Annotated in this window: 24 protein-coding genes; 9 read left to right on the forward strand and 15 right to left on the reverse strand. The window is 62.4% G+C overall.

Annotated features, from left to right (window positions below; translation table 11 throughout):
- The first annotated feature begins 19 nt into the window (after nt 1-19).
- Nucleotides 20-1,108 carry a DegT/DnrJ/EryC1/StrS family aminotransferase gene (locus GJ699_RS07920; RefSeq protein WP_154375117.1) on the forward strand — a complete coding sequence of 363 codons (1,089 nt, stop codon included), beginning with the start codon at nt 20-22 and terminating at the stop codon, nt 1,106-1,108.
- Nucleotides 1,109-1,118: 10 nt separating this feature from the next.
- On the opposite strand, the gene GJ699_RS07925 is transcribed toward GJ699_RS07920, so the two are convergent.
- The 7 genes from GJ699_RS07925 to GJ699_RS07955 all read right to left on the reverse strand — a co-directional run bounded on the left by GJ699_RS07925 (nt 1,119) and on the right by GJ699_RS07955 (nt 8,173).
- Nucleotides 1,119-2,126, reverse strand: coding sequence for a YncE family protein (locus tag GJ699_RS07925; protein WP_154374821.1), 1,008 nt, complete (start codon nt 2,124-2,126; stop codon nt 1,119-1,121).
- A 96-nt stretch (nt 2,127-2,222) separates the two neighbouring features.
- Nucleotides 2,223-3,365, reverse strand: a complete 1,143-nt coding sequence (locus GJ699_RS07930; protein WP_154374823.1) for an ATP-grasp domain-containing protein — start codon at nt 3,363-3,365, stop codon at nt 2,223-2,225.
- A 3-nt stretch (nt 3,366-3,368) separates the two neighbouring features.
- A complete protein-coding gene (locus GJ699_RS07935) occupies nt 3,369-4,028 on the reverse strand; it encodes a phosphatase PAP2 family protein (protein WP_154374825.1) in 660 nt (219 codons plus the stop codon).
- A gap of 5 nt (nt 4,029-4,033) precedes the next feature.
- Complete coding sequence (locus GJ699_RS07940) at nt 4,034-4,879, reverse strand: undecaprenyl-diphosphate phosphatase (RefSeq protein ID WP_154375119.1); 846 nt, start codon at nt 4,877-4,879, stop codon at nt 4,034-4,036.
- 11 nt (nt 4,880-4,890) lie between these two features.
- Nucleotides 4,891-5,277 carry a histidine kinase gene (locus GJ699_RS07945; protein ID WP_154374827.1) on the reverse strand — a complete coding sequence of 129 codons (387 nt, stop codon included), beginning with the start codon at nt 5,275-5,277 and terminating at the stop codon, nt 4,891-4,893.
- Between the two features lie 12 nt (nt 5,278-5,289).
- Nucleotides 5,290-6,030 carry a COG4705 family protein gene (locus GJ699_RS07950; protein WP_154374829.1) on the reverse strand — a complete coding sequence of 247 codons (741 nt, stop codon included), beginning with the start codon at nt 6,028-6,030 and terminating at the stop codon, nt 5,290-5,292.
- A gap of 67 nt (nt 6,031-6,097) precedes the next feature.
- On the reverse strand, nt 6,098-8,173 hold the full coding sequence (locus GJ699_RS07955) for an outer membrane beta-barrel family protein (RefSeq protein ID WP_154374831.1): 2,076 nt from the start codon (nt 8,171-8,173) through the stop codon (nt 6,098-6,100).
- A 291-nt stretch (nt 8,174-8,464) separates the two neighbouring features.
- On the opposite strand from GJ699_RS07955, the gene GJ699_RS07960 reads away from it, so the two are divergent.
- Genes GJ699_RS07960 through GJ699_RS07975 form a run of 4 tightly spaced genes read left to right on the forward strand, consistent with a single transcriptional unit; the run spans nt 8,465 to nt 11,196 of the window.
- Nucleotides 8,465-9,382, forward strand: a complete 918-nt coding sequence (locus GJ699_RS07960; protein WP_154374833.1) for a DUF6662 family protein — start codon at nt 8,465-8,467, stop codon at nt 9,380-9,382.
- Between the two features lie 8 nt (nt 9,383-9,390).
- Nucleotides 9,391-9,930 (forward strand): FMN-binding protein, encoded by a 540-nt coding sequence (locus GJ699_RS07965; protein WP_154374835.1) that lies wholly within the window; start codon nt 9,391-9,393, stop codon nt 9,928-9,930.
- Nucleotides 9,920-10,765, forward strand: coding sequence for an FAD:protein FMN transferase (locus GJ699_RS07970; RefSeq protein WP_154374836.1), 846 nt, complete (start codon nt 9,920-9,922; stop codon nt 10,763-10,765). The genes GJ699_RS07965 and GJ699_RS07970 overlap by 11 nt, the downstream gene beginning before the upstream one ends.
- Entirely contained in the window at nt 10,762-11,196 is a 435-nt protein-coding gene (locus tag GJ699_RS07975) for a hypothetical protein (protein ID WP_154374838.1), read from the forward strand. The genes GJ699_RS07970 and GJ699_RS07975 overlap by 4 nt, the downstream gene beginning before the upstream one ends.
- Here GJ699_RS07975 and GJ699_RS07980 read toward each other — a convergent pair whose 3' ends face one another.
- Genes GJ699_RS07980 through GJ699_RS07995 form a run of 4 tightly spaced genes read right to left on the reverse strand, consistent with a single transcriptional unit; the run spans nt 11,197 to nt 16,109 of the window.
- A complete protein-coding gene (locus GJ699_RS07980) occupies nt 11,197-12,237 on the reverse strand; it encodes a bifunctional UDP-4-keto-pentose/UDP-xylose synthase (RefSeq protein ID WP_154374840.1) in 1,041 nt (346 codons plus the stop codon).
- A gap of 46 nt (nt 12,238-12,283) precedes the next feature.
- Complete coding sequence (locus GJ699_RS07985; RefSeq protein ID WP_154374842.1) at nt 12,284-12,970, reverse strand: Fe2+-dependent dioxygenase; 687 nt, start codon at nt 12,968-12,970, stop codon at nt 12,284-12,286.
- Entirely contained in the window at nt 12,967-13,731 is a 765-nt protein-coding gene (locus GJ699_RS07990) for a tetratricopeptide repeat protein (RefSeq protein ID WP_371867490.1), read from the reverse strand. The genes GJ699_RS07985 and GJ699_RS07990 overlap by 4 nt, the downstream gene beginning before the upstream one ends.
- Nucleotides 13,731-16,109 (reverse strand): TonB-dependent receptor, encoded by a 2,379-nt coding sequence (locus GJ699_RS07995; protein ID WP_154374844.1) that lies wholly within the window; start codon nt 16,107-16,109, stop codon nt 13,731-13,733. Before GJ699_RS07995 ends, GJ699_RS07990 begins: the two co-directional genes overlap by 1 nt.
- Before the next feature lie 165 nt (nt 16,110-16,274).
- Here GJ699_RS07995 and GJ699_RS08000 point away from each other — a divergent pair, with 165 nt between their 5' ends.
- Nucleotides 16,275-17,009 (forward strand): response regulator, encoded by a 735-nt coding sequence (locus tag GJ699_RS08000; protein ID WP_154374846.1) that lies wholly within the window; start codon nt 16,275-16,277, stop codon nt 17,007-17,009.
- Complete coding sequence (locus GJ699_RS08005) at nt 17,006-18,409, forward strand: ATP-binding protein (protein WP_229261992.1); 1,404 nt, start codon at nt 17,006-17,008, stop codon at nt 18,407-18,409. Before GJ699_RS08000 ends, GJ699_RS08005 begins: the two co-directional genes overlap by 4 nt.
- On the opposite strand, the gene GJ699_RS08010 is transcribed toward GJ699_RS08005, so the two are convergent.
- From GJ699_RS08010 to GJ699_RS08025, 4 genes are read right to left on the reverse strand one after another with little or no spacing between them, the layout of a single operon-like run.
- Complete coding sequence (locus tag GJ699_RS08010; RefSeq protein ID WP_154374848.1) at nt 18,402-18,824, reverse strand: CC0125/CC1285 family lipoprotein; 423 nt, start codon at nt 18,822-18,824, stop codon at nt 18,402-18,404. The two genes, GJ699_RS08005 and GJ699_RS08010, sit on opposite strands and share 8 nt — an antisense overlap.
- Before the next feature lie 42 nt (nt 18,825-18,866).
- Entirely contained in the window at nt 18,867-20,522 is a 1,656-nt protein-coding gene (locus tag GJ699_RS08015) for a glycosyltransferase family 39 protein (RefSeq protein ID WP_154374850.1), read from the reverse strand.
- A gap of 47 nt (nt 20,523-20,569) precedes the next feature.
- A complete protein-coding gene (locus GJ699_RS08020; protein WP_154374852.1) occupies nt 20,570-21,889 on the reverse strand; it encodes an ATP-binding protein in 1,320 nt (439 codons plus the stop codon).
- A complete protein-coding gene (locus tag GJ699_RS08025; protein WP_154375125.1) occupies nt 21,886-22,545 on the reverse strand; it encodes a response regulator transcription factor in 660 nt (219 codons plus the stop codon). Before GJ699_RS08025 ends, GJ699_RS08020 begins: the two co-directional genes overlap by 4 nt.
- A 218-nt stretch (nt 22,546-22,763) precedes the next feature.
- On the opposite strand from GJ699_RS08025, the gene GJ699_RS08030 reads away from it, so the two are divergent.
- Nucleotides 22,764-24,989 carry a TonB-dependent receptor gene (locus tag GJ699_RS08030; RefSeq protein WP_154374853.1) on the forward strand — a complete coding sequence of 742 codons (2,226 nt, stop codon included), beginning with the start codon at nt 22,764-22,766 and terminating at the stop codon, nt 24,987-24,989.
- 18 nt (nt 24,990-25,007) lie between these two features.
- Nucleotides 25,008-25,709: an acid phosphatase gene (locus GJ699_RS08035; RefSeq protein ID WP_154374855.1), complete on the forward strand. Its 702-nt coding sequence runs from the start codon at nt 25,008-25,010 to the stop codon at nt 25,707-25,709.
- Nucleotides 25,710-25,715 lie beyond the last annotated feature (6 nt).

The raw sequence follows: 25,715 nt of genomic DNA on the forward strand, positions 1-25,715 counted from the left end.
CAAATTTGCTCAACCCACCATGGATGAAGCGACCATCCAGGGTGTAGTAGAGGTTCTTCGCTCGAACTGGCTGGCAAGCGGCCCCAAAGTAACAGAATTCGAAGCAGCCCTGTCGGCCAGCTTCGGCTCCCGCCCAACACGGGTCGTCACCTCGGCCACGGCGGCGATCGAAATTGCTCTGCAAGTGTGCGGCATCGGCCCTGGCGACGAAGTGATCACCTCGTCGCAAAGCTTCTTTTCCGCGATGAACATGATCGTCAAGGTGGGCGCAACGCCAGTGTTTGTCGATTGTGATCTCGACACCCGCTTCATCGACCTGGCACAAGTGGAAGCCGCAATCACGCCGCACACCAAGGCCATTTTACCGACCTACTTTCCCGGCGCCCTCGGCGATATTTCGGCGCTGCACGCGCTGGCGCGCCGCCACCGCCTGCGTGTGATTGAAGATGCGGCACTGGTTCAAGGATCGTACTGGCAGGGCCAGCCGATAGGCAGCTTTGGCGACATCGCCACCTTCAGCTTCCACCCGAATAAAAATATGACCACCATCGAAGGCGGAGCCATCGTGGTTGCCGATGAGGACCAGGCCAGGTTGGTGGAGGTGCTGCGCTTTCATGGCATCGAGCGCCTGCCGGACGGCACGCGCGACGTTAGCGTTGCCGCCGGCAAGTTCAATATGTCGGACGTCTCCGCCGTGATCGGACTGCATCAGCTGCGCCAGTTGCCGGCACTGTTGGCGCATCGCGCGGAACTGGCAGCATGCTACTTCCAGCACCTCCCTGCACTGCCCGGCCTGCGGCTGCCGCCTCACGGCACGCCGCAACAGAGCTGGAATATGTTCAACGTATTGATTTCTTACGAGCAGTTCGGTCATACCCGCCCGAGTTTTCGCGCTGCGCTACAGGAGATGGGCATCGGCACCGGCATGTCCTACGAGGCCTGCCATCTCACCAGCGTCGGCAAGCAATACGGCTACCATGAAGGCCAGTTCCCGAATACCGAACGGATCGCCCGTGAAACCGTCACCCTGCCTCTGCACGCCGCCATGACGCCGACCGACGTGCAGCACGTGTGCACAGCGGTCGGCCACGTGCTGCGGCCGGCCTGAAGCTTTCCGGTCAGCGCACGTCAAATACCTGCAAGCCCGCTTCGGCGGCTTGCGGGCCTTTGGTGTGCACCACGTATAACCGTTTCAGCGTCGGTACATACACGGCGGTCTTGCCGCCCAGCGTATCGATGTGCTGGTCGATCTGATAGTTGTCCGGGCCGTGTGTGCTAACCACATCCAGGCCGCCGGCGCCGGCAATGTACAGGCGGCGGTGTTCGCTGTCGACGATCATTTCGTCTGATGTCTCGACGATATCCAGCGTCTGCAGCACCTTGCCGTCAGCGGCGTCCAGCACCAGCAGCTTGCCCGGTCCGCGCGCGCCAACGAACAGGCGCTTGGTCTCCGGATCGAACGCCAGCGCCGAGTTGCGGCCCGGCCCTGGAATCTGCCACAGGCCCGTCAACTTCCGGGACGCCAGGTCGATCACGCCGACCTCGTTACGATCGCGGAAGTTGACGAACAGACGGTCTGTGGCGGCATCAATCGCCATCGCCTTCACCTGCTTGGCCGGCACGTCGATGCGTCCAAGCACGCTGTGGTCCGCCAGCGAGATCAAGCTGATGTAGGCATGTGCCTCGCCACCCTTGCCACCATTGCCCAGATAGAAAATGCCACGCTTTTCATCCACGATGCCAGAATCCGGCTGCGGTTCCATGGCGATGCTGTTGCGGACCGACATATCGCTGGTGTCGACTATCTTGAGACTCGCAGCGCCGGCGTCGGCAACCCACAGCTCCTTGCCCGCCTGGGTCAGCAGAATCTTGTGCGGTGACTTGGCCAGACCTAGCGTGCTGCTCAGATGCTGGCCATCCGGCAGCTTGAATACTTCGATCGAGCCGTAGACTTCAGACGGCACATACAGCCGGTTGCGCAGCAGGTCCACGTCAAAGTGATCGAAGTCGCCACCGCTAACTTGCGGCAACGGCGTGGTCGACACCAGCTTGAGCGGATCAGCGGCGTAGGCCGCAGTCACCAGCCACAATCCCGCGCAGGCGATACCGATTTTCCGTAATTGCATAAACATATCCTCATGAAGTTGACGGCACTTGCGCCGCGACTTTGCTATCTTGCTGTACACGCGCTAAACGCCACCTCTCGCCCGCATGAACAATCGTTAAGGTGCACCGAGCATGTCGCGGAATGCGCTGAACACTTTTTGCATCTGCACCTGCTTGTAGGGATACAGCGCGATAGAATCGGTCGCGTGCACCAGGCTGGTGTTATCGGCCTCGAAGAACAGCAACTGGCCGTCAGCCGTTTCGCCGCAATCGATGACGAAGTAATCCAATCGGACACGGGCGTAAATTTCCGCCAGTGCCGCCCGATGACGATGACAGAAATCGCTGTCCGCCGTGGCCATGAAACGCGCTTCCTCCTCGCGTTTGGCGGCATCCTGTTCCATGCCGGCGGTTTGAAAATGCACCATCCAGTGCGACGAAATGGCGTAATGGCAAACCCAAGGCACGCCCCGCAACATAAGCAGACGACACTTGCGATACAGGCCATCCGCGCTTTGGTAGTCCACGTAGGGCGCCACGTAAAAGAACGCTTCCGGCTGGGCGGCAAGATAAACGTCCAGCTCCTTCGGCAGCAACAGGCGCTGCAAGGCCTTGCCTGCCTGCGAGATCAGTGGCCGAATAATCAGCGGCAGCGGCAAATCATGTGCCACAACCGCTTTCAGCTGATCACGCGCGATGGCAAACGTTTGCGGTACCACCACGCCAGGAATATCCCGTAGCAGCTCATTCAGCCGATGGCGCTCGAAACCGAAGCCGGCGCGCGGAAGATTGAATATCGGCCGCCGCGTGCTTCGCAGCAGCGGCAGCAGACGATCGAACAGCTGGCGGTTACGCTCCAGATGACCAATCGCGATAAACACCGCATCGTGCTCCGGCAATTGCTCCGGCAGCGGCAAGTCCGGAAGCACGTACAACCACTCGCACGCAATGCTGCTATCTTCCAGCAGAAAGTCGAGCGGCGTGTTGTCCAGCATGAATCCAGACCTCATCACGACCAGCAAGCGGAACCGCGACGGCTGCCGGTCCGCTTCCGTGCGATAGTGGCGCTGCAATTGCAATGCCTCATGTTGCAACTCCCATGACTGCGCGGTCGCGCCACCGATGTGGGACAGCATGGCCATGCGCATCAGTACATAGGCAGAATCGCCTTGCGTGGCGGCGCTGGCGATCAGTTCCTCAAAACGATGGCCTTCTTGCAGCAGGCGAGCCAACTTCAGCAAGCCGTGGTAAGGCTTCATTCATTATTCCTTTTGATCCGATTCATTGCGCATGGATAGCGCCAATCCCCGACACCAGACGAAAGCCGCGCACCATCCCGCCAGCACGTCGGATGGATAGTGCACGCCGAGATACATGCGCGATATGCCGACCAGCACCACGTAGATGCCCCCAACCGTCAGCAGCGTCCTGCGGCCGCAACGCGGACGCCAGATCAGCCAGACGGACGTCACCAGGGCCATGGTTGCCATCGCATGGCCGCTGGGGAAGCTATAAGTGGTTTCGTGTACCAGCGGGGTCCAGTAGCTCGGGCGAATGCGCTCGAACGCGTGTTTGGCGGTGACGTTTAACAGCGAAGAACCAGCATTGGCGGCCAGCAGATAAGCAATCGCTTGTGGCCGTCGCCGGCAGCAATAGCCGACCACCACAATCAGCGGCACCACCGTCCATGCGGAGCCCAGTGTCGTGATGACGCGCATTGCCGTGTTCAATCCCGCGCCTGAGTGATGGCGCAGCCAGTTCATGAGCGGGAAGTCAAAGAACAGGCTGTCCCCTTCCACCACATCCTCTGCGATCAGGCCGAACAGCGTCAGGGCACCGAACAGACCGCCAAATAGCAGCAGCGTGCTGAACAGGCGCTGGCCACCGGGCTCCCCGCCATCATCGCGAAAAAACTTCATCATCCGTTTCAGGCACCCTGCCAGTACACAAGTACAGAAGCCAGCAGACAATAGGCGCCGAACAGATGCCAGCGCCCAGCTTCCAGCCAACTCGATAGCCAGCGCAGCGCCAGCAGGCCGGCGCCAAAGCTCAACACCATGCCGGCCAGGCTAGGACCGAGCAGATGCGTCATGTGCTGGGCCTGCCCGACCGGCAATTCCGCCCGCGCATGCAGCACGCGCAGCACCTCTTTGACGATGACAGCCGGCGTCAGCACCACCACCAGCGCGAAACTGAACTCTTCCGCGCGCTTGCGGGCGACACCGGCCACCAGGCCGGTAGAGATGGTCGCTCCCGAACGCGAAAAGCCGCGAAACGGCAGACACAAACCCTGCACGCCGCCAATCACCGCCGCCGATTGCAATGACAGTGCCCCCTCGCGCTCCTTGAGGCGCGAAGAAACGATGATTAGCACGCCCGCCGCAGCCAGCGCAACGGCCATCAGGGTGGCATTGCCAAACAGCTGCTCAATTTCAAACTTGGACGCATCAGCGGCAAACTGGTACTTGATCAACGCCTGCAATCCCAGACCGACCACGCCGGTCGCCGCAGTCGCCACCACCAGATAGGTGATGGTCTGGCGCAGCACCGCCGCCGAGCTGAAATACGCTTGCCGCCACGCCTTCCAGAAATACACGATGACGGCAAACATGGTGCCGGTATGCAGCATCACCAGCAGCAAGGTCATTTCCGGCGCGGTCGGATCCAGCCCCATCAGCTTTTCAGCGGTAATCACGTGGGCCGAACTGGACACCGGCAATAGCTCCGCGAATCCCTGTATCGCCGCCAACAGCGCGACCTGCAAGATACTCAACTCAGCCATGGTTATTTGCCGTATTTGTCGAAGGACGCCAGCAAGTCGGCCAGCGCCTGCTTGCACGCGGCGGCGTCCGGATGGCTGGCACGCAAGGCCGACAGCGCTTTGTCGATAGCCTTATCGACCACGTGCCAGTCCGCCGCCGCGCGCGGCTTCAGGCCCGCTTCGGCCTGGTCCCAGCTGGTTTCCAGATCCTTGATGCGAGTCTTGGCACCGGCCAGGTCGCCCTTGTTGGCGATGGCTGCGGTATCGGCGGCGATCAGGCGGAATTTGCTCAGGTCTCCCAGCGTGCCCTGCGCGGCCTGGGCCGCCGGCACCACGGCCTGCAACACGGGCACATCGAGCACGCCCAGGGCAAAGACGGCGGCTGCCATCATCAGGTGTACGGTTTTCATGTGTGGTCCTTTTTAAGCGTTGGTGGAAGTCGATGACGCGGAGCGGCTGATGAACGCGACCAGCGCCGCGATCACCAGCAGGAAGGCCAGGCTGGTATTGACCGTACCCAGACCGACACCGCCGTATTCAGGCGATTGCGACAGCAAGTCGCCCAGCGATGCGCCCAGCGGACGAGTCAGGATGTAAGCCATCCAGAAGCTCAGCACCGGATTAAGGCCGCAACGGTATGCGACGTAAGTGGCGGCGATCAGGCCACCAAAGATGAAGACGCCGACACGGAAGCCCAGTCCCAGCGCCTCGGTGGCCAGATCGCCGGCGGCCGTGCCCAGAGCGAAGGTCAGCAGAATCGCGCTCCAGTAAAACAGCTCGCGCCGCCGCGTCATGATGGTGTGAATCGACAGCGTGCGTTCGCGCTGGTACCAGCTGGCAAACACCACGGCCAGCAACACGCCAAACACGCCGGTGCTCAGATACAGGCTGACCTCCAGCCCGTCCGTCAGCGCATCGGTGATTTGCGTGCCGACCACGCTCAGCAGCACCACGCACAGCCAGTACACCCAAGGCGTGTAGCGTGGCGCGCGCAGCTGATGCCACAGCGCCGCCAGCAGCAAGGCAACGCTGATGGCATCGGTCACCATCGCGCCCAGCCCGACATTCACTGCCAAATAATCGGCGCCGGTCTCGCCAACAGTGGTGGAAAGAATCTTGATCAGCCAGAAGCTGAGAGTGACTGCGGGAACCTTGTTCAGCATGGAATGCTCCTTATGACAACAGCGTCCATTAAAACCGGGCCAGCATTAACGCCGTATTAAGTGGCGTTCACTCGTAATTGAAATCCGCGTCTTTGGATTTACGCGCGCCGCCAAAGCTGTAGGCAAAACCCAAATAGGCGATCTGGCCCATTTGCTGGCGACGGTAGACACCGCTGAATGTCGGCGTCTCATACACGCGGCGCATGCGCTGGGTGTTGAAGGCGTCGGACAAAGTAGCCACCAGCGTCCATTGCTCGTCGATCTGGCGGCGGTAGCCCAGGTTGAGTACAGTGAAAGGCAGAATGTAACCCTGCGGCGTCAGACGCTTGCCGCGATAATTCAGCCCAAGTTGCACACGGTCGCGCGCGCTCAACTGGTAATCCAGCGTGCCCTTGCCGTTGAGGCCCACATTCGAACGCTTGGCCGCATACCCCAGCGCCTGGCCGTCGATCTGGTTGTAAAAGCCGTTGCCGCTCAGGTTGTAGCTCAGCCCCGGCCAGAACTTGCCGGCGGCGCTGAACTCCAGACCGCCGGACTGGTTGCCCGGCATATTCGCCTTGGTGACCAGCACCACATCGTTGCCCAGCGGCGTCAGGACTTCGGTATCGCCATCGCGGCTGCGGCGGTAGTAAGCCGTGACGCCGTATGAGGCGCCGCCAGCCTCGTGGCGATAGCCCAACTCCAACGCGTCGGTGACTTGCGGGCGTAGCGAGGGATTGCCTTGGCGCAGATTCTTCGGGTCCGCCGCGTTGATATAGGGATTCAAGTCTTCCGGATCCGGCTTCTTCACGCGCCGGCTGTAGCCCAGCGACAGCAGATCATTGTCGCTCAGCGTGTACAGCAGATTCAATGTCGGGTACAGCTTGCGGTAATGCTGCGCGCTGGTGTCGCCCGATACCCGCTGCAAGCTATGGATATCCACCTGCTCAACCCGCAGGCCAGTCAGCGTTTCCAGTGCGCCGTGCTTGAATGCATAGGTACCGTAAGCGGCATTGACCGCCTGCCGGTAACGGAAGTGATTATCGGCGGCTGGGTTGGCCGTTGTCGATTCAACATCGCCCTGCGCGCTCCAGTTGTTGAAGCCGTTATGGTTGTACTCCACCTCGTAGCCCAGCTTGAGCGTCGCGGCCTCGCCGGTCGGCCGCACATAGCTGCCGCTGAATTTTGAGATGTCATACACCTGCTGGCTGAAATCCCGCTGCAGCGCGGGATCGGCGTTGTAGGTGCGGTAATCGTACAGATTGGTTTCGACCGAATGGCTGCGCTGCAGATACAGCGACAGCGCCTCCCCCGGCAGCGCCAGCTTCTGGTCCAGGCTGAGCATGATGCCGGCATCCGTGCGCGGTCCACCGCCATCGCCAGAGCGCTGATAGGCCGGACTGCTGGCCGGAGTCGTATCCTGTTCGGAGATGCGATGTTCAGTGCGGTTGACGTAGTCCAGCGTCAGCCCCAGCGTCTGCTTGTCGTCCGGCGAGTATTTGACGGCACCCTTGCCATACCAGCGGTCATTGCTCTCATCCAGCACCTGGTGCGAGCCGGTCGGATCTACACCGCGCGTGCCGGCCAGGCTGTCGCTGATGCGCCGCCGCTGGTCCAGGCGGTTGCCCAGCGTACCGCTGAGATCCAGGCTGCCAGCCTTGTAAGCGCCAGACAGCGCCCCGTTATGGCGGCCTTCATTGCCCAGATTCGCCAATAGCTGGCCACTGGAACCCGGCTTGCGATTCTTTTTGGTGACGATGTTGATGATGCCGCCCGCGCCATCCGGCTTGAACTCGGCCGACGGCGAGGTGATGACTTCAATCTGCTCGATATCGGCCGCCGAAAAGCCCATCAAGGCGCCGCCGCGCGCCGCGCCCTGCATCTGGCTGGAGGGCTTGCCATCGATCAGCACCGTCACACTGGTGTCGCCACGCAAGCTGACATTGCCATCGATATCGACATCGACGGCGGGAATATTGTTCAGCAAATCGACGGCGCTGCCGGTGCTGGCCTGGATATCGGCCTCGGCCCGATAGACCTTGCGGTCGATCTTGTTGATGACGTCCGCGCGCTTGCCGGCCACCACCACGGTGGACGGCGTATCACTCTGGGCGTGGGCAACAGTGGCGGTGACGGCCAGCGCGATGGACAGAGGAAATTTCATGTGATGGAGGCTTTCAATGCTGGCTAATGAGAGCGCATTACATCAAGCCCATTATTAACCCCACATTAAGTCCGCCGCCCGCGTTCACACCCCCAAACCGCGCTTACACGCTGACTTCCTTCCTCAGCGTACTAGCCGCAACATTAACCGATCATTAAAAATCCGCCTAGTGTGGCGCGACGAAAAAGAATATTTTTTTTCATGAAAATCCATGTAAAGACAGCTCCACGGCAGCCGGTTGATTAACTATGATGCGAATCGTTCTCGTTCGCAATTAATCATAAGGAAGCCATGAAAAGCATTCAATCCGCTCCATTTTTACGCACCACGATGGCAGCCGCGCTACTGCTGGCCAGCGTGACCAGCCAGGCCGGCGAAAGCGCGTTTGGCTGGCTGCAAACGCTCGATCTGCAACCCAAGGGCAGCTGGGAATTCGAGCAGAAAGCCGACATCACCCACCGCCAATCGGCCGGCAGCTACAACCTGGGCCAGTATCGCTCCGAGATTGAATACGGCCTGACCAACGACATCCAGGTGGCCGGCTATATGAACGTAATTTCCGTCAATGCCAACAACAACTACCTGAATCCGGAAACCTGCGACACCACGCCGCGCTGCACCGCCGGCTTTGGCGTGCCGGGTAACCGCAATCCAACCGCCGCCTACAACCACACCGCTGTGGATGGCGCCTCGGCGGAGCTGATCTGGCGTATCACCAACCCGGTCACCTCGCCGGTCGGCGTCGGCCTGTACATCGAGCCGACGCTCGGTCATCTGGAAGATGAACTGGAAACCCGCCTGCTCCTGCAAAGCAATTTCATGGATGACCGCCTGATCGTCGCCGTCAACTTCCTGTCCGAACTGGAAAAGGAAAAGTACGACACCGATATCATCCGCAACAGCATGTTCGATATTCTTTATGGCGTCAGCTACCGCTTCGCACCGAGCTGGACCGCCGGCATCGAAGGCCGCCGCCACACCGACTACGACGGCTACCTGTACAACTCGCACAGCCAGACCGCCCACTTCATCGGCCCGACCGTGCACTACGCGGCGCAGAACTGGTGGGTCACCACCACCTGGCGCCATCAGCTGAGCGGTCATTGCTTCAACGATGGCACGGCGGATTGCTGGAACGGCTATGTCTCGGATAACCATGGCCGCGACCAGTTGATGATCAAAGTGGGCATTCCTTTCGGTTCGCACTAATCATGGCCATGTCATTTGTTCCCGCCGGCGCGCTGACACTGGCCGCGCTCAGCGCGGCCGCCGTGCCGGTGCTGGCGCATGCCAAGACCTATGCCACCGTGGCCGCCGCCCAGCAAGCCATGTTCGGCACCGCCAGCATGACGCCGGTACGGGTGTTGCTGACCGCCGAGCAGCAGGCCAAGCTGCGCGAAGCGTCCAGCGTCAGCCTGCCGTTCCAGGGCGACCGCGTCTGGAAGACCGGCGATGGCGGCTGGTTTGTGGTCGATGAAGTGGTCGGCAAGCACGAGATGATTACCTATGCGGTGGGCATCGACGCGGCGGGCGCTGTCCGCCAGATCGCCGTGCTGGAATACCAGGAGTCGTACGGCAGTGAAGTGGCCGACGCCAAATGGCGCCAGCAGTTCGTCGGCAAGACCGCCGCTTCGCCGCTGAAGCTTGAACGCGACATTGAAAACCTGGCCGGCGCCACGCTGTCCGCCAAGCACCTGACAGATGGCGTCAAGCGCGTCATGACGATGTACGAACTGGTGCTCCGGCATGGCAAGTGAGACGATGCGGTTTTGTCGTCCTCTGCTCGGCACGCTGGTCGAGCTGACCGTCCACGGCGCGGATGCCGTGGCGGCCGCCGAAGCTGCCGAAGCTGCCTATGCGGCGGTGGCGCGCGTGGCGACGCTGATGTCGTTCCACGATGCCGGCAGTGAGCTGTCCGCCATCAACCGCGCCGGGGCCGGCGAGCTGTTGCGCATCGATTCGTGGACCTATGAAGTGCTGTCGCTGGCCCGTGCGGTGTACGAGGCCAGCGGCGGTGCTTTCGATTGCGCGATCGGCGCCCGGCTGCAGGAATGGCAGATGCTGCCGCACCACCCCGATGCGCCGCCCCGGCCATGGAGCCACAGAGGCGACCTGTCGCAACTGGAACTGCTGGGCGATGACACCATCATGGTGCATCGTCCACTATGCCTGGACCTCGGCGGCATCGCCAAAGGCTACGCTGTCGACCAGGCGATCGAAGCGCTGGCATCGCATGGTGTCACGCATGCCGTCGTCAACGCCGGCGGCGATCTGCGCGTATTGGGAGATGCTCCGGAAGAAATCCACATCCGCAATCCACAGCAAGCGCAGCATCTGCTTTACCTAGGCACGCTGGCCGATGGCGCCATGGCCACCTCGGCGCCCTACTTTTCACGCACCACCGACGGCACGGACCAGCGCTGCGCTTTGGTCCATCCGCACACCGGCGATGCCCTGAACCGCATCGCCAGCTACACCGTGCTAGCGCCCACATGCGCGCTGGCCGATGCGCTGACCAAGGCGCTGGCGGTCGACGCCAATCCTACCGCCCCCTATTTTTCCCAATTCAACGCTACTGCAATTCTGTTATGAACCACCCACACTCCTTCCCTCCTCGCCGCATCGGCCGCATGGCGCGCTGGCACCGGCTGACCACTTACACGCTGCTGGCGCTATGCGCGCTGAGCGGGCTGGCCTGGTTCGTCGGACTGGATCTGCTGGATTTACCGCCACCACGTTTGCGTCTGTGCTGGGTGCTGCACGGCATCACCGCCCTCGCCGCCACGCTGGCGATAGGCGCCGCTGTGCCACAGCACGCGCTGATGACCTGGCGCGCGCACCGCAACCGCACGGCCGGCGCCGTGCTGGGCGCGACACTGGCGCTGGTGGTGCTGAGCGCCCTGTGTCTGCAATACGGACTGGAAGATTGGCACGACGCCGGACACTGGGTGCACGTCGCCGTCGGGATAGCCGTGGGGATAGTGTTCCCCTGGCATATTTGGTGGGCACGCAGCCGAAGCTGATTACTCCATCAGCGCCTGGGCGGCGGCCACCTGGCCCTGGTAGGCGTCGAAGATTTTCTTCAGCGCTTCTGCCATGGTGGTGGTTGGCTTCCAGTCCAGCTCTTCGCAGGTATTGGTGATTTTCGGCACGCGGTTCTGCACGTCCTGATAGCCCGCGCCATAGTAGGCGCCCGAGGTGGTCTCAACGATCTGAACCTTGGCGGCGCCTTCGGCGTACTCAGGATATTGCGGCGCCAGTGCCAGCATCATATTGGCCAGTTCGCGGATCGAGTAGTTGTTGACCGGGTTGCCGATGTTGTAGATCTTGCCGGTGGCGGCCCAGTTCTTGTTCTCGATGATTTTCATCAGCGCGTCGATGCCGTCGTCGATGTCGGTGAAAGCGCGCTTTTGGTGGCCGCCATCAACCAGCGAAATATTCTCGCCGCGCACGATGTGGCCGAAGAACTGGGTCACCACGCGCGACGAGCCTTCTTTCGGCGTATGGATCGAATCCAGGCCGGCGCCGATCCAGTTGAATGGACGGAACAGCGTGAAGTTCAGGCCTTCCATGCCGTAGCCCCAGATCACGCGGTCCATCAGCTGCTTGGCGTTGGAGTAGATCCAGCGCGGCTTGTTGATCGGGCCGCAGATCAGCTCGGAGTTCTCCGGATCGAACTCTTCGTCGTGGCACATGCCATACACTTCCGAGGTCGATGGGAACACCAGGTGCTTGCCGTACTTGGCGGCCGAACGCACGATCGGCAGATTGGCTTCGAAGTCCAGCTCGAACACGCGCAGCGGCGCTTTGACGTAAGTCGACGGGGTCGCGATCGCCACCAGCGGCAGGATCACGTCGCACTTCTTGACATGATAATCGACCCATTCCTTGTTGATGGTGATGTCACCTTCAAAGAAATGCATGCGCTCATGCGTGATCAGGTCAGTGATACGGTCGGTGCTCATGTCCATGCCGTACACTTGCCAGTCGGTCGTTTCCAGGATGCGCTTGGAGAGGTGGTGACCGATAAAACCATTCACGCCAAGGATAAGTACTTTCTTCATCGCCGCATGATGCCAGAGCAATCATTAACAGCGCATTAAAAACGTCCTAACTGTCCGCCCACTGCCGCAGCAGATTGTGATAAACGCCGGTCAGCCCCAGCAAGGCGGCGCGGGCTTCCGCCGTGGCCGCCGGCTCGGCGCGCAATTGCATCAGATTGCGGTCCATCTCGAACAGCAGATCGCGCTGCTCGGCGCTGCGCACCATGCTTTCGATCCAGAAGAAGCACGCCTGGCGGGCGCCGGCTTCGATCGGTTTGACCCGGTGCACGCGATTGGCCGGATACAGCACCATGTCGCCCGCCGCCAGCTTGACCACTTCATCGCGCCAGGCGTCGGCGATGACCAGCTCGCCGCCGCTATAGCTATCGGGTTCGCTCAAAAACAGCGTGCAGGACAAGTCGCCGCGCACCCGCTCGCCACCGCTGTAACGCAAGGCCACATCCACATGGTCATCCAGATAATCGCCCGCCTCATACCAGCTGAACAAAGGCGGACTGATCTTGCCTGGCAAGGCGGCGGAGAAGAACAGCTGATTGCGACGCAGCGCGGACAGCACGATTTGCTGTGCCTGCTGACAGGCCGCACCCTGCTCCGGAAGTTGGCGGTTACGCTTCAGGTCGGCCGATTGCGTGCCCGAGGTCAGGCGGCCGTCGACCCACTCGGCAGCCGCCAGGATGTTGCGGACCGCCGCGACCTCATCATCGGTCAACACCGATTTCAAATGCAGCATCATGCGGAGACTCCTGCGGCAAAAGCGGGCTCGCTGGCCAAGGCCCGCAGCGCCGGCAACGCGTGCGCCCGCAGCCAGCCACGCACGTTGTGCAGGAACGCCGGCGTGGACAAGGATGGAATCCGCCGCAGCACAACACACGCCTGCTCCGCCGCGCCGCGCTCGGCCAGCAGGCGGGCATAGTTAAAGCAGGCGCGGAAATCGCCACCATCGGCGGCCTGACGGTATAGCGCAAACGCCTGTTCCTCATCGGCCGGCATTTCCCAGCCTTCCTCATGGAAGCGGCCGATGATGTTGATCGACTTGGCATGGCCCTTGGCCGCCGCACGCTGGTACAGCCCCAAAGCACCGGCGCGGTCGGCTGGCGTGCCGGCGCCGATCATCATCAGATTGGCCAGGTTGTACATGCCCCAGTCCAGATCGCGTTGCGCCGCCAGGCCATACCAATAGACCGCCATCTGCGCGTCCACCGCCATGCCCCAGCCATGCTGATAACAGCGGCCCAGCATGTTCATGGCGTCGGCATCGTCGTTATCCGCCGCCACGCGGAACCAGTGCGCGGCTTCGCCGGAATCGGCAACAGTGCCGATGCCGCTCAACAGGCGCTGGCCCAGCAGCGCCTGCGCGCGTGGCACGCCATGCCGCGCCGCCAGCCGCAAGGCGGCCAGCGCCCGCGTTGGTTCCGAGGCCAACAAATCCTGCCATCCGCTGCCGTCAAGCGCCGTCAGCGCGCGCACATCCGCTGCCATTGCCGGGGCGCCCATCAGAAGCTCAGGTCGGCGCTCAGCGTCACCGTGCGGCTGGCGCCCGGCACGCCGTACAGCTGGAAACCGTCCAGCGAGGAACCGATGCGCGACCAGTAGAACTTGTTGAACAGGTTCTGCACGTTCAGGTTCAATGCCAGATGACTGTTCACGCGATAGCGCGCGGCCGCACTGGAAACCCAGTACTCAGGCGCCTTTTCGGTATCCAGCACATACACCGGGGCCAGGCCGGCGCTGCCGCTGACGGTGCTGGCATTGTTGTTCTGGCCGCCGACATACTTGGCATCGGTATAGCGGCGCTTGCCGACGTATTGCGCGCCGTAGCTGAGGAACAGACCTTTCGCGGCTTCATACGAGGTCCACAGATTGAAAGTCATGCGTGGCGTGTTCTTCGCTTCGGTGCCAGCGTTGGCGCCCTTGGTCTGCTTGCTGTTCATGCGCGCCAAGCCGCTGTAGATCGACCAGGCGTCGGTGATATTGCCTTGCAGGCCCAGCTCCAGCCCCTCGACCCGCTTGGCCGGCAGTGCCCGCACCGGCGAGGTATCGGTATCGCCGTACTCCCACGAATCGCTGACCGAAGTCCGGAACAGCGCGCCGGTCAGCGACAAGCGATGCGCCACCACATCCCACTTGGCGCCGGCCTCGGCGGTCTTGGAGGTGGCCGGATCGTAGGACGACGCGGCGGCGCTGCCGTAGATAGCGTTATTGGTGGTGGCGCCCATGGCCGATGGCTGGGCCGCCTGCGCGTAGGCCAGGTACAGATTGAGGTCTTGCTCCGGCTTGTACATCAGGCTGGCGCGGCCGCTGACCGCGCCGTCGCTGCTGTCCGCCGTGGTCACGCCCTTGGTGGTGGTCAGCGCGCGCCAGTGGTCGTAACGCAGCGCCGTCAGCACGCGCCATTGCGGCGTGATGCGGATGGTGTCGGTGGCATACACGCCGGCATTGCTGACGCGCGACACCACACCGGCCGCGCCTTTGACGGTGGCGACTTCGGTGAAACTGGTGGATGGATTGGTCAGGTCAAACCACAGCGTGCCGGACGGCGCCATCACTGTACGCTGCAGGTCGCCGTAGGTTTCACGGTACAGGTCCAGGCCAGTCACCAGCTCGTGGTGCAGCACACCGGTATCGAACTTGACGGTCAGATCGGTCTGGCTGCCGAGGATGCGGTAGCGCTTGGACGTGCCGTAGTCGGCGCCGCGCAGCACCGCGTACTGGCTGGAGGTGTTGCTGTAATCGGTATAGGAGCGGATGCCGGCGGCGGCGCTCAGGCCGCCCACGCCGGCGTAGCCGAGCGAGGTGCCGAGCGATTTTCCGTCGGCGCTGGCGGCGTTGAAGCGGGCCGGCGACAGCACCTGCAGATTGTCGCTCTGCTCCCAGCGCAACTGGCTGCGCAGTTTCAGATTGTCGCTCCAGTCGTGTTCGAACTTGCCGGTCAGCGCATCGGACTGGGTGTGCTGCATGTACGAGTCGGCGCCATACCAGGCCGAATGCGGCACATAAGGCATGGTCTGGCCGCCGGTGCCGCGCTGGATCGGCAGGCCGGTATCCGGCACGTTGTTGTCTTCCTGGTGGAAGGCGTCGACGTAGAAGCGGGTGTGGGTGTCCAGCCCCAGGCCCAGCGAGACCGCCACGCCTTCGCGGCGGAAGTTGACCTTGTCGCGTCCGGCAACGCCGTTCTGATGCTTCATCAGGTTGACCCGCAGCGCCGCGCCGTCGCCGATTTGCTTGTTCAGGTCGGCGGTCAGGCGGCCATAGTCGGCACTGCCCACACCGGCGGACAGGTTGTAAAAGTTGTCCAGCCGCGCTTCCTTGCTGACCAGATTGACGGTGCCTCCCACCGAAGCGGTGCCCGATTCGATCGAGCCGGTGCCCTTGAACACTTCCACCTGTTCGATATTGAAGGTGTCGTTACGGCTCGACATGCCCGCGTCGCGCATGCCGTCCACGGTAATGCTTTGCTCGGAAGAGAAACCGCGAATGGTGAACAGGTCGCCCCAGCCCAGATTGCCCTCGCCGGAGGTGAAGGTGATGCCGGGCACGTTCTTCAGCACATCCTGCAGGCTCTGCGCGTTTTGCTCGCTGAGGATTTCCTTCGGCACCACCGTTACGCTCTGCGGCACGTCCAGCAGCGGTTGCGCGAACTTGGGCGAGCTCAGATTTTCCGGCTTGTAGGCCGGCGCCTCGCGCGTGGCCTTGACCACCACTTCCTTCAGTTTTTCGGCATCGGGCGGCGCCGAGGCGGCGGCCGCCGCATCCTCGGCCAACGCAGGCGTGCCCAGCGATAAAGTGCCCAGTGCCAGACCTACGCCGGCCGACCATTTGCCATAGTTGGAGAAAACGGATTCGATTGCATTTGCGGTACTGCGTTCAGACATTCTCACTCCCTTAGAATATAATGCTTCTCATTTGCAACCACTATATCGTCAGGCCAGCGCCGCTGAAAAGAGCGCAAAAAGGCAATATGTAATGAAATGTGTTGGCGCGCTTTTTCATCACATCCGATTACAAATTTCCATTTTCAGGCGCCCACCAGATCCAGCATGAACCAAGCCCCACCCCGCCCAGACCGCATCCTTATCGTTGACGACGACGCCGAAATCCGCCAGCTGCTATCCGATTATCTGGGCAGTTGCGGCTACCATCCGTTGTGCGCCGACAGCGGCGCGGCGATGTGGCAGTTGCTGGCCAGCGAGCGCGTCGACCTGGTGATACTGGACCTGATGATGCCGGGCGAAGACGGCCTCGAACTGTGCCGCGCGCTGCGCGCCAAACGCAATACGCCGGTCATCATGCTGACCGCGCGCGGCACGCTGCTGGACCGCATCATCGGACTGGAGGTCGGCGCCGATGATTACCTGCCCAAGCCGTTCGATCCACGCGAACTGCAGGCGCGCATCAAAGTCATCCTGCGCCGCGCGCGCAGCTTCCCGGAGCAGCACGAGGCGGATCAGCACAAGCACATTTACTTCAACGGCTGGCGGCTCGATACCCATGGCCGCCAACTGCTGTCGCCGGCCGGCCTCACGGTCGCGCTGGGCAGCTCGGACTATCTGGTGCTGCGCGCGCTGCTGGACCACGCCCACCGCACGCTCAGCCGCGACTTCCTGTGCCAGACCGCCTTCGGCAAGGACAGCCAGCCCTTCGACCGTTCGATCGACGTCTGCATCAGCCGGCTGCGCCAGCAGCTGGAAGACCAGCCGCGCAGCCCGGCGCTGATCAAGACCATCCGCAACCTGGGCTATATGCTGACGGCCGACGTCCGCGCCGAGGCATGATGCGCTGGTGGCCACAATCGCTGTCGGGACGGCTGGCCATCATCCTGGTCGGCGGCATGCTGGCGGCGCAGGCGCTGACTGGCACCGTCTGGTTCGATATGCGCTATGGCAAAGCGCTGGAAATCCCCACCCGGCTGGCGGCCACCCGATTGGCCGATACGCTAAGCATCGTCAACGCCGCTACGCCGGCCGCACGCCCAGCCTTGCTGCGGGCCTTGTCCGGCGCCGGCCTGCAACTGCAAACCATCGCCGCGCCGGACGCGCAACCAGCGCTGATGGACCACAACCAGGCCGCCGCCGCCCGCTTGTTCGAGCAAGTCTTCCACCAGCGGAACAACGTGGTGCCCGACCTGCAAGTGACCAGCATCGCTATCGACGACGGCGACAACGGCAGCCTGCGCACCATGCTGCTGGAAGCCTATCCCAGCGGCCGCTTTGTGATCCAGGCCTCGCTGGCCGATCACAGCTGGCTGCAGGCCGAACTCCACGAAGGCCAGGCCGGCATGAGCATGGCGCCGCTGGCGGCGATGGGCGATTATCTGTTGCGCATCTACGTGCTACGCGGCGCCGTCATCGTGCTGCTGGCCTGGCTGGCGGTGCGGCTGGCGATGAAGCCATTGCAGCGCCTGGCCACAGCGGCCGAACAACTGGGTCACAATATCCACAGCCCGCCGCTGGACACGGCGGGACCACAGGAAGTGCGCACGGCTTCGTTGGCATTCAACGCCATGCAGCGCCGCCTGATCGACAACATCGCCGAGCGCACGCGCTTTTTGGCGGCGGTGTCGCATGACCTGCGCTCGCCGATCACCCGCATGCGGCTGCGCACCGAGATCGCCGTGCCTGCGGAACAGCAAGCGCGCTTTCGCAAGGATCTGGATGAAATGGACGCGCTGATCGGCGCCACCCTGCAACTGGTGCAGGACAGTGATGTGCATGAAGAATTGCAGCTGGTCGACATCAATAGTCTGTTGACCAGCTTGCGCCTGGACTTTGGTGAGATTGGCGCCCAGGTTGAAGTCCATGGCCAGGCGGCGCCGCTGCCGGGCTATGCGCAAAGCCTCAAGCGCTGTCTGCAGAACATCGTGGAAAACGCCGTGCGTTACGGCGAACAGGCCGCAGTGCGGGTGGAAGATAGCGCGGAGACCTTATGCATCGTCGTCACCGACCGTGGTCCGGGCATTTCCGAAGACCAGCTGGACAAGGTGATGGAGCCGTTCTACCGGCTGGAGCAGTCGCGCAACACCAGCACTGGCGGTTACGGACTGGGTTTGAACATCGCGCAAACCGTGGCGCGCGCCCATCACGGCCAACTCAACTTGCGCAATCTGCCGCAAGGCGGACTGGAAGTCCGTCTGCAGTTGCAGCGACAGCGCAATGCCACCGCCACGCTCAATTAGAACGCGGGGCGCAGGTCACTTCGTAATATGAACCCAGCTGCGCGCACACCACGCGGGCGTCGTAGATGGCGCGTTTGCTGTCGGCCGGCTGGTGCGACATGCGCACCAGCAGATCAGGCCCCGGCGGCACCGCCTGAGCGGGCTGGCCGCTCAGCACCAGCGCCGCGCTATCCGAGGCCGACAATCCGAAGCTACTATAGCCTTGTTGCAGCGTCAGCTCGGCGCTGCGCAGCAGTGAGAAATCCTGCACCAGCCGCGCATGCGTATAGGGGGAAGAGTCGATTTTAACTTGCCAGACGCCGGGCCCCAGCGGCTTCTCGCTATAGCCACCCTCGCTGTTCAATGGATGATACTCAGTCGCGCAGCCGGCGAGCATGCATGCGCCAGCGAGAAGAGCAATCGTAAGTCGTTTCATGTCGGCTCCCGAAGATTTGCCATACCTAGTCTACAGCCACATTTAGCGGCCGGCTATCACTACCACTCGATCGTTATTTGCAAGCTGTCGCATTGGCAGCTGATGCAGCAACAACTCCTGGTACAGGTCCGCGCGCACCAGGGCGAATTGCTGCTCGCCGCGCGCCGCGCCTTGCATCCAGCGCGCGTAAAACGCGTCCATGGTGGCGATGCCGCGATCAGGTTCCTGTTGCAGGCCGAATTCGAGTTCGTCGGTATAACGCACCGGAATCACGCTGTGCGCCAGATAGAAAGTGATCGATTGCTCGTAGGTGCCGACCGAATACACCGGCGTCTGCGCGGTCAACTGCGGCCGTAACATCAGCGCCAGATCCTTGCCGGACTGATGACGGCCAAACGGTTCGTATGCGCTCATCGCCAACTGCGTCAGCAGCCAGGCGCCGAGTGCCAACGCTAGCACCATGGCACAGCGCTGCCCGCGCCGCGCCGCATACCAACCGCCCAGTGCGCACAGCAACGCGGCGACGCCGGCGGCGACCAGCAGCGGCCACGCGGTTGCCAGCAGTGTGGCGTCGGACGGCGACAAGTTCAGCATGCCGGCGCACAGCCAAGCCGCCAGTATCCCGGCACCGGCCAAGGCCAGCAACGCGGCGGCGGCATTCAGCAGCATCTTCGGTGCGCGTTCCAGTGTTGCTCCCATCAGCATGGCCATGGCCGGCAGCACCGGCAGCATGTAGCCCGGCAGTTTGGATTTCGAATAGCTGAAGAAGAACAGGATGAACCCTACCCAGATCAGCAGCAGCAATGCTGGCTGGAATTGTCCGGGCAGCTTGTGCCGGGCTTGCGCCAGACTGACGGGCAGCAGCGGCAGCCATGGCAAGGTTGCGGGCAACAGCAGCACCAGGAAGTAGTACCACGGTCCTTCCCTGTGATGCGTCTTCAGGAAGAAGCGGTCCCAGTGTTCGTGGATGAAGAAGAAGTGCGGCTGCTCGGGATTGCGCGCCGCCACCAGCAAAAACCACGGCAGTGCGATCAGCAGCAGCACGGCCAGACCGCTTAGCGGATGCAGACGACGCAGGATGGCGCGGTCGCCGGCGAACAGGAAATAGAGTACCAGTACCGCGCCCGGCAGCACCAGACCGATCAGCCCCTTGGCCAGCAGCGACAAGGCCATCGCCGCCCAGCAGAGCAGCATCCAGTTGCGCCGCGCGCGCGCGCCGGCGTCATCCCGCTGGGCCAGCAGCAAGGCGCACAGGGCCAGCGTCATGGTGGCGGCAACGCCGATATCGAGCGTGTTGAATTGCGATGCGGCGGTCCAGAACACCATCGAGCCGAGCACGATGGCGCCGTACAGGCCTGCCCTGCCGCCAAACACCTTGCCGCCGGTGTAGCCGATCAACAGCACGGTGCCGGCGCCGCAGACCGCATTCCACAGCCGTGCCTGCCACTCGCCCACGCCGAACAGCGCGAACGACAACGCGCTCATCCAGGCATGCAGCGGTGGCTTTTCAAAATACTTGATGCCGTTGAGACGGGTGGTAACCCAGTCGCCGCTGAGCAGCATTTCACGTGCCATTTCCGCGTAGCGCCCTTCGTCCGGCGCCACCAGGCTACGCACATCCAATACCAGCAGCGAACCCAGAATGAAAAGAGCAATGAGAATGTAGAGCGGCGCCCTGGCGCGCAGATGATCGGACATGGAGTAAGGCAAAGCGGAGTCAGCGTTCCAGTCTATGCTTTCGATCATTAACGCATGATTAAACTGGCGTTGGCGAACTGCGCTGTCACTGTGAGCCCCCGGCCATCGCGGCCGCCGCCGAGACGCAGCCTGGCCTGGTGCGCGTCCGCCACGCTTTTGACGATGGACAGGCCCAACCCGCTGCCCCAGACCTCGTTGCCATCCGGACGGTAAAAACGGTCGAACAAGCGCGCCCGATCCGGCTCCGGCACGCCCGGACCGTTGTCCGCCACCTGCAGATACGGCATGCCATCCTCCATGCCGACGGCGACGTCGACCTGCCCGCCTGGCTGGGTGTAGCGCAAGGCGTTATCCACCAGATTACTCAGCATGATCGCCAGACCGTCCGGCGCGCCGCGCACGGGTAGCGTCGCCAACGTGGTGCTGAGGCCGAGGTCGATCCGACGGCTGTCGGCATACAAAGTGTGATCGGCCACCACCTGGCGCGCGATTTTCAGCAAGTCGCAGGCAACATGCGGCGGCGGCATCACGTTTTGCTCCTGGCGCGCCAGCGTCATCAACTGCTGCACCAGATGGGTGGCCCGGTCCAGGCGCTCGTGCACCTTGCGGAACCCGCTGCCCCTGGCCTGATCGCTGTCGGCGCGCTCGGTCAGTTGCAATTGCAGCTTGAGCGCGGTCAGCGGCGAGCGCAGTTCATGCGCGGCGTCGGCCACAAAGTTGCGCTGGGCACTGATGGCGCCCTCCACTTTGCTCAGCAGCCCGTTCAGCGCAATCACGATCTGATGAAGCTCGGGCGGCAAACCATCCATTTCCAATGGCTGCAAGGCTTGCGGCGTGCGGCCGCCGACGGCCTGGGTCAGCCGGTCCAGCGGCTGCATGGCGCGCCCCACCACCACCCAGATCAGCATCGCCATCGATGGCAACAGCAGCAGCAAGGGCGGCGCGATGCGCAGCGCCATGTGCGCGGCAATGCGCTGGCGCACCGCGATCGGCTGCGATACCTGCACGTGGTAGCCGGATGCCGATTCGCTGTACACACGCCAGCGCTCGCCCCGGAAACCCACGGTGGAAAAACCGCTGGGCTGGGACAGCGGCAACGACGGTGCGATCGATGAACGGTGCAACTGCACACCGCTGGCGGCCCATGCCTGCACCTCAAAGCGGTCGTCCGGATCGCTCTCGTGCGGCAGGCGCCAGCCGCTCTGGGCCTGCAATGGCAACGACCAGGCCAGCAACCGCAGTCGCTGGTCGGACTGTTCATCGGCTTCGTGGTCCGCCAGCTTGTACAGCAACGCGGTGGCGGCCAGCGTGCAGACCACCGCGCCGCTCATCAACCCCAGCAGCAGGCGCGCGCGGATCGTTTTCATGCGGCGGCCAGTTTGTAGCCGACGCCGCGCACATTCTGGATGAAGCCGGTGCCCAGTTTTTTGCGCAGGTGATGGATATAGACGTCGATCGTATTGCTTTCGATCTCTTCGCCCCAGCCGTAGATGCGCTCTTCGAGCTGGATCTTGGGCACCACGCTGCCGGGCGAGTCCAGCAAGGCGCGCAGCACCGCGAACTCGCGCGCCGGCAGATGCAAGGGCTGGCCATTGAAGCTGGCGACGTGGCAAGCCATGTCGACCTGCAGGCCACGGTAATGCACCACGGCCTGGTTGGGCGCCTTGCCGCGTCGGAGCAAGGCCCGTATGCGCGCCAGCAGTTCATCGACATCGAAGGGCTTGACCAGATAATCGTCGGCGCCGCTATCCAGCCCCTCGACGCGGGATGCGGTGGCGTCGCGCGCGGACACGATCAAGACCGGCGCGGCGCCGCCTTGGGCGCGGTAGTGCTTCAGCACCTGCATGCCCTGCTTCTTCGGCAGCCCGAGGTCCAGCAACAGCAGGTCGTAGACATCCTGGCGCAGCGCCAGCATGCCGCTGTCGCCATCGCGCACCCAGTCCACCGCATAGTTATCGCGCCGCAGCACTTCTTCCATGCTCTCGCCGATCATCGGATCGTCTTCGATCAACAGCAGCCGCATCAGCGCACCCCGTCCAGTTGAAACACCGCAGTGTACGAAATGCTTCATTAAGCGTTCATTAACGCAGACCGAACCGCGCAGCATGTCGCAGCAAACATTAACGCTGAATTAAGAAGATGCAAATACAACGCCATACTTTTCCAATGCAAGCATGTCACGGAGCAGACATAAAGCATTACTAACCTTGGCTGCTTTTCATCCCCAGCAAAAGGAATTGTATGAATCTCCGCCCCACTCTCCCACCGCGTTTCGCGCTGGCCCTGCTGACCGGCCTGCTGCAGGCCACGTTCGCCCAGGCCGCCGATGGCGCCGGCGCCGCAGCGGCCGATGACGCCGCTACCGCCGCCGCCCCCACGGCAGTGGTGGAGATCCGTAGCTCGCTGAACACCGCATCCTCCAGCGCCCCTTCCAAGGGCTCGCTGGATGCGCGCTCGGCCGTTTCCGAAGTCAGCGACCAGTTCGTGCGCGACTACACCTCGCCGGTGGCCGATTACAGCCAGGTACTGCAAATGGCGCCGGGCATGTTCAGCTACAGCCCCAACGGTGTTGGCCTGGGTGATAACAAGACCACCATGCGCGGCCTGGCCGACGGCAATAGCGTGATCGCGTTCGATGGCATTCCCTTCAACGACACCAATGGCGTCAGCCACCACGCCTGGGTATTCTTCCCCAGCCAGTTCACCGGTGGCGCCGTCATCGACCGCAGTCCCGGCTCCGCCGCCACCATCGGCCAGGCCACCTACGGCGGCTCGATCAACCTGCTGTCGCGCGAACTGGAAAACCAGCAGCGCACCAGCCTCACCGGCTCCTACGGCACCTGGAATACCAAACTGGTCGGCCTGGAACATGAGACCGGCCAGTTCGGTCCCAACGGCAGTTCCAATCTGCTGATCAACGTGCACGAAATGCAATCGGACGGCTATCAGACGTTCAACAAGCAAAAGCGCGATGCCGCCTCGCTGAAATACCGCTACCAGCTGAACGACGACACCACCATCACCCTGTTCTCGTCCTGGCTGAACCTGACCAACAACACGCCCAACATCAAGGGTGTCACGCGCGCCAACTACGATCAGGGCAACTACAACGCGCTGCTGAGCGACGATCCCACCAAGGGTAATTATTGGGGCTATAACTTCTATGACATTTCCACCGCCTTCAGCTACCTGGGCGTGAGCACCAATCTGGGCGGCGGCTGGAAGCTGGAAGACAAGGCCTACGTCTACCGTTACTGGAACAAGCAGAACTACAACGGCAGCAGCATCAGCACCAGCAGCGCCGTCGACAAGCTGAATTCCTATCTGACCAAGGGCAATCTGCTGCGTCTCAGCCAGGAGTCCTCGCTGGGCGTGCTGCGCACCGGCCTCTGGTACGACTACGCGAAAAGCTTCCGCTACCAGATTCCAAGCGATCCACGCACCTGGGTCGACCTCGCCACGCCCAACTTCAGCGAAACCTACCAGACCACCACGGTTCAGCCCTACGTTGAATTCGAGTTCCAGGTCACGCCGGCGCTGCGCATCACGCCAGGCGTCAAGTACGCTTCGTACAAGCAGGACTTCCGCCACCTGCAGGACAACGGCGGCGCGGTGGGCACGCTGGGCGGCGTCTACAACAAGACCACCGGCGTGATCACCGGCGGCGCGCCGTACATCGACAATTCGGTCAAGTACACCGACACCCTGCCGTCGCTGGACCTGCACTACCAGATCGCCCCGGCTTGGACCGCGTATGCGCAAATCGCCCGTGGCGACCAGATCCCCGCGACCAGCGTGTTTGACGTGGTCAACGCCAAAGTGGCCACCACGCCGAAAGCCACCAAGTCCACCACCACCCAGGTTGGCACCGTGTGGCAGTCCGACAAATGGAATGTGTCGGCCGACGTCTACCGTATCCGCCTCGACAGCCCGTATTCGTCGTCGGTCGACCCAACCACCGGTGACGCGGTCTACTTCCTGAACGGTAAGGAAATCAGCCAGGGTGTGGAAGCGGAAGGCACGGTAATGCTGGGCAATGGCTTCAGCGTGTACGGCAACGCCACCTTCGGCAGCACCAAATACGATACCGGCAAATGGGTCGCCGGTGCGCCGCCAGATACTGAAACGCTGGCACTGAACTATCAGCACGCCGGCTGGAGCAGCGGCCTGTTCTTCAAGCGCGTGGGCAAGGTGTATGCGGACAACGGCTCAACCCATGAAGCCTTCAGCATCGATCCGGTGACGCTGGCCAATCTGTTCGTCAACTACCGTATCAAAAATCCGACTTCGTTCACCAAGCAAGCCAAGCTGCAATTTGGTGTCAACAACCTGTTCAACCGCCACAGCATCGTTGATGTGGCCTCGGCCGGCACCAAGACCAGCTCCAGCGCCGCGCCGTCGCCGAACGATCTGCTGACCGTGCTGCCAGAGCGCAGCTTGTCCGCCACCCTGACGATCGACTTCTAACTCACGACCACCACCAATATGAAAACCCTCTCCCTATTGACTATCGCCGCCCTGCTGGCGGCGCCCGCCTTCGCCGCCGAGCCGATTTTTGCGAGCCCGGCGCAAACCCACGCGCAGCTGATTCTGGCCGCGCCACCGTCCGCCGATTCCGCCATCACCAGGGCCGAACTGGCCGAACTGCACCGCATCCAGTCCAGCCGCACCAGCGCGGAGGAAGCACAGGCCAAGGCCGACGAGGCGGATGAATCGCTGTACATCTACAAGACCGTGCTGGGCGAGAAGTTCACGCCCGAAGCACTGCCGCTGACCACCGCCTTTGGCAAACGGGTCAAGAACGACGAAGGCGCCAATGCAGGTCCCGCCAAACAGGCGTTCAAGCGCGTGCGGCCCTACAATCTGGACAAAACGCTGGCGCCGATCTGCAAAACCAAAACCATCGATGATTCCTACCCCAGCGGCCACGCCACGGCCGGCTATCTGGCGGCGCTGACGTTGATTGAAATGGTGCCCGACCAGCGCGACGCCATTCTGGCCCGCGCCGATGGCTATGCCCGGAGCCGCCTGGTGTGCGGGGTGCATTATCCAAGCGATATCGCAGCCTCCAAGCTGCTGGCTTACACCACGCATGCCGTGATGGTCACCAATCCGAAGTATCAGTCGGAACTGGCCGCCGCAAAGGTTGAGTTGCGACGCCAGTTGGGCCTTCCAGCGGCGGATTAAGCGGAA

It is taken from the genome of Duganella guangzhouensis (assembly GCF_009674535.1).
Taxonomy (GTDB): domain Bacteria; phylum Pseudomonadota; class Gammaproteobacteria; order Burkholderiales; family Burkholderiaceae_D; genus Rugamonas; species Rugamonas guangzhouensis.

Bases quoted from the DNA above. Each gene is read 5' to 3' on its own strand.
- GJ699_RS07920 (WP_154375117.1), top strand. From the start codon at position 20: ATGGATGAAGCGACCATCCAGGGTGTAGTAGAGGTTCTTCGCTCGAAC.
- GJ699_RS07925 (WP_154374821.1), bottom strand. From the start codon at position 2,126: ATGCAATTACGGAAAATCGGTATCGCCTGCGCGGGATTGTGGCTGGTG.
- GJ699_RS07930 (WP_154374823.1), bottom strand. From the start codon at position 3,365: ATGAAGCCTTACCACGGCTTGCTGAAGTTGGCTCGCCTGCTGCAAGAA.
- GJ699_RS07935 (WP_154374825.1), bottom strand. From the start codon at position 4,028: ATGATGAAGTTTTTTCGCGATGATGGCGGGGAGCCCGGTGGCCAGCGC.
- GJ699_RS07945 (WP_154374827.1), bottom strand. From the start codon at position 5,277: ATGAAAACCGTACACCTGATGATGGCAGCCGCCGTCTTTGCCCTGGGC.
- GJ699_RS07950 (WP_154374829.1), bottom strand. From the start codon at position 6,030: ATGCTGAACAAGGTTCCCGCAGTCACTCTCAGCTTCTGGCTGATCAAG.
- GJ699_RS07955 (WP_154374831.1), bottom strand. From the start codon at position 8,173: ATGAAATTTCCTCTGTCCATCGCGCTGGCCGTCACCGCCACTGTTGCC.
- GJ699_RS07960 (WP_154374833.1), top strand. From the start codon at position 8,465: ATGAAAAGCATTCAATCCGCTCCATTTTTACGCACCACGATGGCAGCC.
- GJ699_RS07965 (WP_154374835.1), top strand. From the start codon at position 9,391: ATGTCATTTGTTCCCGCCGGCGCGCTGACACTGGCCGCGCTCAGCGCG.
- GJ699_RS07970 (WP_154374836.1), top strand. From the start codon at position 9,920: ATGGCAAGTGAGACGATGCGGTTTTGTCGTCCTCTGCTCGGCACGCTG.
- GJ699_RS07975 (WP_154374838.1), top strand. From the start codon at position 10,762: ATGAACCACCCACACTCCTTCCCTCCTCGCCGCATCGGCCGCATGGCG.
- GJ699_RS07980 (WP_154374840.1), bottom strand. From the start codon at position 12,237: ATGAAGAAAGTACTTATCCTTGGCGTGAATGGTTTTATCGGTCACCAC.
- GJ699_RS07985 (WP_154374842.1), bottom strand. From the start codon at position 12,970: ATGATGCTGCATTTGAAATCGGTGTTGACCGATGATGAGGTCGCGGCG.
- GJ699_RS07990 (WP_371867490.1), bottom strand. From the start codon at position 13,731: ATGGGCGCCCCGGCAATGGCAGCGGATGTGCGCGCGCTGACGGCGCTT.
- GJ699_RS07995 (WP_154374844.1), bottom strand. From the start codon at position 16,109: ATGTCTGAACGCAGTACCGCAAATGCAATCGAATCCGTTTTCTCCAAC.
- GJ699_RS08000 (WP_154374846.1), top strand. From the start codon at position 16,275: ATGAACCAAGCCCCACCCCGCCCAGACCGCATCCTTATCGTTGACGAC.
- GJ699_RS08005 (WP_229261992.1), top strand. From the start codon at position 17,006: ATGATGCGCTGGTGGCCACAATCGCTGTCGGGACGGCTGGCCATCATC.
- GJ699_RS08010 (WP_154374848.1), bottom strand. From the start codon at position 18,824: ATGAAACGACTTACGATTGCTCTTCTCGCTGGCGCATGCATGCTCGCC.
- GJ699_RS08015 (WP_154374850.1), bottom strand. From the start codon at position 20,522: ATGTCCGATCATCTGCGCGCCAGGGCGCCGCTCTACATTCTCATTGCT.
- GJ699_RS08020 (WP_154374852.1), bottom strand. From the start codon at position 21,889: ATGAAAACGATCCGCGCGCGCCTGCTGCTGGGGTTGATGAGCGGCGCG.
- GJ699_RS08025 (WP_154375125.1), bottom strand. From the start codon at position 22,545: ATGCGGCTGCTGTTGATCGAAGACGATCCGATGATCGGCGAGAGCATG.
- GJ699_RS08030 (WP_154374853.1), top strand. From the start codon at position 22,764: ATGAATCTCCGCCCCACTCTCCCACCGCGTTTCGCGCTGGCCCTGCTG.
- GJ699_RS08035 (WP_154374855.1), top strand. From the start codon at position 25,008: ATGAAAACCCTCTCCCTATTGACTATCGCCGCCCTGCTGGCGGCGCCC.